This window comes from Rhizobacter sp. P2_D12 (assembly GCF_056404395.1).
The window spans coordinates 1-6,750 of the sequence record NZ_JBFUEB010000190.1; the positions used below are offsets into that span (position 1 = coordinate 1).

Below are 6,750 nucleotides of genomic sequence, written 5' to 3' on the forward strand. Positions count from 1 at the left end.
ACCCTCGGTGCTGTCGGCCAGCACGCGGGCCGGCGGCAGCGGCCGCCAGTGGTCGCCGGCCAGCGTCGCCCAGCGCACGCGGCCGCGCCGCGCACCGGGGCGCGTCGCGTCGGCCGCCGACTCGCGCAGCGAGAACAGCAGCGTCAGGGTGCCGCCCGGCTCGCTGGCGGCCAGGCCGATGTACAGGTTGCCGTCGTCGTCCAGCCGCGGCAACAGCCGGTGGTCCGACCCGGCGGCCGCCGAGTGCAGCGTTTCGAGGCCGAACGGATGCAGGTGCAGCAGCCGCTCGATGTCCTCGGTGTCGAGCCGGATCACGCTGCTCGCCTCGTAGCTCAACGTCAGCCGCTCGACCAGCGGCGTGTACGACGGGTTCGGCAAGGGCTTCGGCCGCTTGGTGCGGGCGTTCGCGGTCACGGTGTCGGCCAGCACGATCGGCCAGGCCGCATGGCCGAACGCGCCGCGCGGCCCTGTGAGCTGCAGCCGGTACAGCCCGTTGCGCGGCAGCGCGGCGCCCCACTCCGCCGGGTCGCTCGCGCGGCTGTGCTTGCGCAGCGATCCGGGATCGACGTCGATCGCCATCATCGGCCGCAGGCAGCCCGCGGCGTCCGGCCGGTCGAACAGCGGCTGTTGTGCCGATGCGCCGCCGCACGGCTGCCACAGGCCGTCGCGCAGGATCGCGAGCGCGGCCGTGAAGCGGCCTTCGCGCTGCTCGGCGGGGTAGCCGCGGTAGTGGGTGTCGAAGCCACCGGCATCCGGCGGCAGCCCGCCCCACTCGAGCTGCAGCGACAGGCTGCGGATGTCCTTGCACGCCATCTCGGCCGCGCCGACGACCAGGTAGGACGACAGCGTCGGCAGCGGGCCGAACGGGTTGAAGGCCTTGGTCGGGTCGAGCCGGCCGAGGTTGTTGTGCAGCACGATGTCGCGCACGCCGCGGGCGCTGACGCGCAGCCGCGCCTCGGCCAGCGGCAGGTCGGCCAGCAGCGAGTACGGATAGAGCCGGCCCTGCGTGCCGAGCTCGATGCGCAGCAGCGGCAGCGCGGTGTTCCAGCCCGGGCCGTGCAGCGCCGCGTCGCAGCCGACGATGGCCGGGGCCTCGGGCCGCAGCCGCAGCGTGATCGCGAGCCCGCCGTCGGCGGCGCGCGCCACGTGGGCATCGCTCGCCTCCAGCCAGCCGGTCGCGGCGCTCAGGTGCAGCCTGAGCAGGCCGTGGAACAGCTGCTCGAACACCAGCTGGCGCTCCGGCGGCTGCGCACCGGCCAGCAGGCTCAGCGGGTCGCCGCCGCCGTGGGGCTCGGGCAGGCGCTCGCGCAGCACGCGGCGGGCGGCCAGCCGCAGGCGGCGCAGCTGCGATTCGCCCAGGTCGGCCTGGCCGGCCAGCAGCCACTGGCCGAGCAGGCGGCCGAAGGCCTCGCGCAGCGTCACCGGGTCGGTCGCGAAGGTGACCGCGTCGACGCGGGCGTCGAGCGCCGCGGCGTCGTCGCTGCCCGGGCCGGCGATCGGCAGCTCGACCTGGATCTCCCGCTCGCCCTCGCGCAGCAACAGCAGCGGCGACGCGATCGCCAGGCCCAGGCGCGCGTCCTCGGCGGCGTGCCCGCGCCCGCCGCCGAACAGCGGCCACGCGGTGTCGCCATCCGGCGCCAGCCGGGTCGCCTTCGCACGCGTGACGAAGCCGAACTCGCGCTCCGGCGAGATCAGCGCATCGCGCTCCAGCCGCAGCGTGCACAGCGCCGCGACGCGCGCATCGGTGACGACCAGCGGCGCCGCGCTGTGGAAGCGCAGCGGCTGGCCGGCGGCGTCCTTGCCGGCATCGAAGGCCGTGCCTTCGGGCACCTGCAGGATGCGCCCGGCGCGCGCGTCGCGGGCGCAGGCCAGGTGCACCTCGTCGGCCACCGCACCGGCCGGGCCGAAGCCCAGGCACTCGCGGTAGTAGAAGTCGACGTGGCGCGCGGTGAAGCGGTTCAGGTCGCGCTGCACCGTCTCGACCAGTTTCAGGAAGGCGATCAGCAACCCGGCCGCCGGCTCGTGCGTGCCGGTGTGCAGCGTCGACGGCAGCAGCTCGCGGGCCAGCACCTGCAACCCGTCGATCGCGCTCAGGAACGCGAAGTAGCGCTCGCGCAGCAGGTCGCGCTCGCTGCGCCCGGCCGATGCCGCGGCCAGCACCGGCCGGTCGTTGGCCCAGATGCCGTCCAGCCGCGCATGCGCATGCGCGATCGTGCGGCCCTGCCAGCGGTGCTGGCCGAACTGCCGGTGCACCCAGCGCAGGTCTTCGCCGAGCTGCTGGTCCACCAGCCGGCCGATGCGGGCGCGAAAGCTCAGCGACGCGGCGTCGGCGTGGCCGTCCAGCGACTTGAACCACAGGTCGATCCACTGTGCGAGCCGCACCACCTGGCTGGCCAGGCTTTCCAGCGGCGCGGTCTCGGCGTCGTGCAGGAAGGCGTTCTGCAGCACGCGCAGGTCGATGCTCGCGATGCGCGCCAGCACCAGCGTGACGTCGCTCGCGAACATCGCGCCCCAGTCGCCGGCCTCGCGGTTGTCGAGGTCGACGAAGCGCAGGTGCTGCGCCAGCGTGGCCGTCATCGCGACGCGGTGCTCGAACGGCAGCTCGTCGACCTGGAAGTAGCCTTCCGCCAGGGCCGCCGGAAAGCGCTCGCCTTGCTCGGTGCCGAGGCTCATGGTCCGGTCCCGTCGCGCCAGCCGCCGTCGCGCAGGTACAGCGGGTACACCATGTTGTCGCGCGTGCTGGTGCTGCGGATGGTGTAGTCCAGGCGCAGCTTCAGCACGCCGTCATACAGGTCCGTGGTGTCGATCGCGACCTGGTCCAGCGTGATGCGCACCTCGAAGAACAGCACCGCCTTCTCGACCAGGCTGCGGATCTCGGTCAGCGTGCTCTCGGTGATGTTCTCGAACACCATGCGCTGCAGGCCGCAGCCGTAGGTCGGGTGCATCACGCGCTCGCCGGGCACGGTGGACAGCAGGATGCGCAGGCTTTCGCGCACGTCCTGGTCCTCCGAGACCGTCAGCGCGTGCAGCGTGCGGCCGTCGAAGGCCGGCGGGAAGGCCCAGCCGGTGCCGAGGAAGCGCTTGTCGAGGCCCATCGCCGTGTGCCGCCGTTCAGCCGCCGATGAGCACGGTGGGCCAGCCCATCACGATGCTGCCGCCGTGCGCCGTCGGGTCGCCGATGCGCGCCGCCGGCTTGCTGCCGATCAGCACCGTCGTCGAGCCCTGGATGATGGTGTCGGGCGGGCCGACGCAGACCGCGCTGTCGCCCAGCACCGCGGCCGGCAGCTTGCCGATCAGCACCGTCGGCACGCCGGGGCCGACCACCGGCCCGCCGACGTGCGGGATCGGCGGCAGGCCGGGCGTGACCATCGGGCACACGTGCATGTCGGTGAGGCGGGCGGCGGGCGGCATGGCGGCTCCGGGCGGGTCAGTTGATCATCACGAGCGCGCCCTTGACCACCGTCTGTCCGGCGGCCGACAGCTCGGCGCTCGCATTGCCCTTGGCGGTGAAACCCACCTGCGCCTCGCAGCCGACGTTCAGGCCGCTGGCCTTGACGTCGGCCTTCGAGCTGATCGTGACGGCACCCACCGCATCCAGCGTGATCGTGCCCTTGGCCGTCACCTGGATGTTCTTCGGGCTGTCGAGCGTGATGCCGCCGGGGGCGAGCTCGACCTTGTTGCCGTTCTGGTCCTGCAGCAGGATGGACTTGTCCTTGTCGCTCAGCACGATCCTGTTGTTGCCGGGCGTCGTCAGCGTGATCACCTTGTCGGCCTCGTTGAACTCCAGCTTCGACAGGCAGCGCGTGACGATGGCCTTGATGTCGTTCGGCGCCTCGAGCGCGTACGGCGTGACCTGCTTGCTGCTGTAGACGCTGCCCAGCACCACCGGGTGCGACGGGTCGTCGGCGAAGTAGCCCAGCACCACTTCGTCGCCGACCTCGGGCAGGAAGAAGGTGCCGAAGGCGTTGCTCGCGTGCAGCTGCATCAGCCGCGCCCAGACGCCCTCGGTCGCGGCCTGCAGCACCGGCAGCTTGACCTGGATGCGCTGCTCGCCGGCCGGGTCGCCGTCGAGCTTCATCACGATGCCGACCTGCAGGCCGTGCACGCCGGGCAGCAGGCCGGCACCGGGCGGTGCCAGCACGTCGGGTCGCTCGACGAACCATTCGGGCGACAGGCCGAACTGCGCCTCGGTGATCCAGTTGCCGTCGGCGATCTCGTGGCGCAACCCGGTGACCAGCACCTTGCCGCTGAAGCGCGTGCCGACGCCGGTCAGCTCGATCAGCCCGCCGACCGTCGCCAGTGCCGAGCCCTGGAAGCGCATGCGCCCGCGCAGCCGTGCCAGGCCCGCCTTCAGCTGCTGCGCCTTGGCCCATTGCGTCAGCGCGGCCTGCGGCTGCGGCGCGCCGGACTGCAGGCGCAGCGAGGCCAGGCCGATCACCTTGGCCAGCGTGGCCGAGTCGAGGTCGCCCTGCGCCGGCAGCGTGGCCGGCTTGCTTTCGGTGCCTTCGAGCGCGGCCTGGGTCTTCATGTCCCACGAGAAGGCCTGGGCGCTGGCGTACTGGGTGCGCGCATCGAGGTCGGCGTGGAACTCGATCAGCTCGCGGCCGTAGCCGACTTCCAGCGCCGGGGCGGCGTCGGCCAGCGGGGCCTTGACGGCCAGCTTGCCGTCGGTGGCGATCACCAGCAGGCCGTTGACGTCGGCCCGCGACAGCATGAAGTCCCAGTCGCTGCAGTAGTGCTGCACCAGTTCGCCGTGTGTCAGCTCGGTGGCGTCGACCTCGATGGCCAGGCCGTGCGCGCCGGCCAGCGTCTGGATGATGGCGCTGTCGGTCTGCTCGATGAAGTTGGCGTTGCGCCGGCCCACCGTCATCAGCACGGCCTTGTCGCGGCATTCGACGATGAGCCGGGCCTCGTTGTCGCCGCGCACCTGCACGCCGTGGCGCACGACCAGGCCTTCGAACAGCAGCGCTTCGCTGTTGCCGTAGCCGGCCTTGACCGCGAGCAGCACGCCGGGCTTGAAATGGTCGGCGTCGCTGAGCGGGAAGCGGCGGCCGGGCATGTCGCCATCGACCAGCTCGATGCGGGCCGACGGCACGCTGTTGACGGCGCGGCGCACGCTGACGGAGATCACCTGCACGGTCTCGTCGAGCGCGACGCCGTCGGCGCTGAGCTTCAGCGTGACCACGCCTTCGGCGTCGTCCAGCGGCGAGACGGCGGGCATCGCGCTATTCCACCGGCGGCAGCAGCAGCTGCGTGCCGGGCTTGACGTTGAGCAGGCTCGGCAGGTTGTTGTAGCGCGCGACGGCCTGCGACTGGTCCTCGGTGCCGCCGTAGTGGCCCTGGCACAGCAGCGGCAGCGTGTCGCCCTCGCGCACGGTGACGCGCTGCAGCACGCTGTCGGACTGGCGGTTGGAGACCAGGTGGGATTCCTTCTTGCTCATCGCGCCGATGAAGCTGAGCTCGACGCGGGCGCGCAGCGGGTCGCCGCTGGGCTTGAACAGCGTGTACTGGGCGTTGATCGACTCGAGCCGGCCGAAGAAGATCAGCGTGCCCCACAGCAGCCGCACGTAGGGCGGTTCCTTCTTCAGCGTGACGTACTCGTAGACGACGCCGTTGAGCTTCTTCATCTGCGTCTTGACGTCTTCGCGCGGGCCGTTCTCGGGCGGCGGGACGACGCCGGTGCCGTCGAGCACGATGGAGAACGAGATGTGCTCGTCGTCGACCGAGCTGAACCGGGGATCGACCGCGGCATCGCCGAGCGTCTTCTGCTTGTCGTAGTGCACGCCGTAGCTGTGCCGGAAGTCGGCCGGGTTGATCTGGGCGCTGAAGGCGGCGGACGGGTCGAGCTTGATCGTGCCGTCCTTCTCGATGCTGTAGCGGGTCATCAGCAGGTGGGTCAGCATGACGTCCTCCCCGGTTCGGCCGTGCCGCGTCCCCCGTTCGGGCTGAGCCTGTCGAAGCCCGGGTCCCTGTGGCACCAACCCTTCGACAAGCTCAGGGTGAGCGGTTTGGGCACGCTCACGTCAGCGCTCCCGCTGCGACTGCAGCCGCTCGGCCATCCACGCCTTGCATTCGGCGAGCAGTTGTTCCCGCAAACGCTGCAAGTCGGCCGAAGACAAGACAGCCCGCGGCGCCGCCACCGGCACCGCCGTCACCTGCGACCGAATCAGCAACTGCCTCACCTCGATGCCCATGGCGCGTCCTCAGTAGACCCGGTTCGAGCGCGCGTACGCGAGCTCGATCTTCTCCATCGCCACCTCGTTGCGGGTGGACTGGAACCCATCGATCTCCCACTTCACCGGCCAGGCGTTCTCCACCGTCCAGCAGCGCAGCGGCTCGCCCTGCGCATCGAGCAGGAACACGTGCACCAGCATCGGCTCGATCGGCTTGACGAAACCGCCCTCCATCACCGCCTGGCACCACTTCATCAGCTTCGAATCGCTGGCCGCGATGCCGCGCTTGAGCACCAGCCGCGGGTGCTTGATCGCCTTCGGCAGCACGTGCACGAACCCGTTCTGCCCGCCCTCGTTCACCGTCTCGGTCTCCACCTCGGGCCCGATGCCGCTGACCTCGCGGAACGCCGCGTCGGCATCCTTCGGGTTCGAGCCAAAGGTCACCGAGAAATGGAACGCCGCCGGCGGGTACAGCCGCGACGCGCCCTTCAGCCGCGTCTTCGCGCCCTGCAGCATCTCGGGCGTGATCGCCCCCCCGCCGCCCGATCCGCCGGGCGGCGGCCGCGACGGCGCGCGC

General features: G+C 71.5%; 7 protein-coding genes. All 7 read right to left on the minus strand.

The annotated features are described in order from the left end of the window. A partial coding sequence (locus AC1DYN_RS31065) for a baseplate J/gp47 family protein (RefSeq protein WP_477966410.1) occupies positions 1–2,673 on the minus strand: 2,673 nt, incomplete at its 3' end. Continuing rightward, the gene (locus AC1DYN_RS31070) at positions 2,670–3,095 is read right to left on the minus strand and encodes a GPW/gp25 family protein (RefSeq protein WP_477966412.1); all 426 of its coding nucleotides are present in this window, start codon (positions 3,093–3,095) and stop codon (positions 2,670–2,672) included. The genes AC1DYN_RS31070 and AC1DYN_RS31065, both read right to left, overlap by 4 nt. 16 nt (positions 3,096–3,111) lie before the next feature. Beyond that, positions 3,112–3,411, minus strand: coding sequence for a PAAR domain-containing protein (locus tag AC1DYN_RS31075; protein ID WP_477966414.1), 300 nt, complete (start codon positions 3,409–3,411; stop codon positions 3,112–3,114). 16 nt (positions 3,412–3,427) lie between these two features. Next, on the minus strand, positions 3,428–5,221 hold the full coding sequence (gene vgrG, locus AC1DYN_RS31080; protein WP_477966416.1) for a type VI secretion system tip protein VgrG: 1,794 nt from the start codon (positions 5,219–5,221) through the stop codon (positions 3,428–3,430). 4 nt (positions 5,222–5,225) lie between these two features. Beyond that, on the minus strand, positions 5,226–5,903 hold the full coding sequence (locus tag AC1DYN_RS31085; protein ID WP_477966418.1) for a CIS tube protein: 678 nt from the start codon (positions 5,901–5,903) through the stop codon (positions 5,226–5,228). A gap of 120 nt (positions 5,904–6,023) precedes the next feature. After that, positions 6,024–6,194 carry a DUF5908 family protein gene (locus AC1DYN_RS31090; RefSeq protein ID WP_477966420.1) on the minus strand — a complete coding sequence of 57 codons (171 nt, stop codon included), beginning with the start codon at positions 6,192–6,194 and terminating at the stop codon, positions 6,024–6,026. Between the two features lie 9 nt (positions 6,195–6,203). After that, on the minus strand, positions 6,204–6,750 hold a 547-nt coding region (locus tag AC1DYN_RS31095), incomplete at its 5' end, for a phage tail protein (RefSeq protein ID WP_477966422.1).

Bases quoted from the DNA above. Each gene is read 5' to 3' on its own strand.
- AC1DYN_RS31070 (WP_477966412.1), bottom strand. From the start codon at position 3,095: ATGGGCCTCGACAAGCGCTTCCTCGGCACCGGCTGGGCCTTCCCGCCG.
- AC1DYN_RS31090 (WP_477966420.1), bottom strand. From the start codon at position 6,194: ATGGGCATCGAGGTGAGGCAGTTGCTGATTCGGTCGCAGGTGACGGCG.
- vgrG (WP_477966416.1), bottom strand. From the start codon at position 5,221: ATGCCCGCCGTCTCGCCGCTGGACGACGCCGAAGGCGTGGTCACGCTG.
- AC1DYN_RS31075 (WP_477966414.1), bottom strand. From the start codon at position 3,411: ATGCCGCCCGCCGCCCGCCTCACCGACATGCACGTGTGCCCGATGGTC.
- AC1DYN_RS31085 (WP_477966418.1), bottom strand. From the start codon at position 5,903: ATGCTGACCCACCTGCTGATGACCCGCTACAGCATCGAGAAGGACGGC.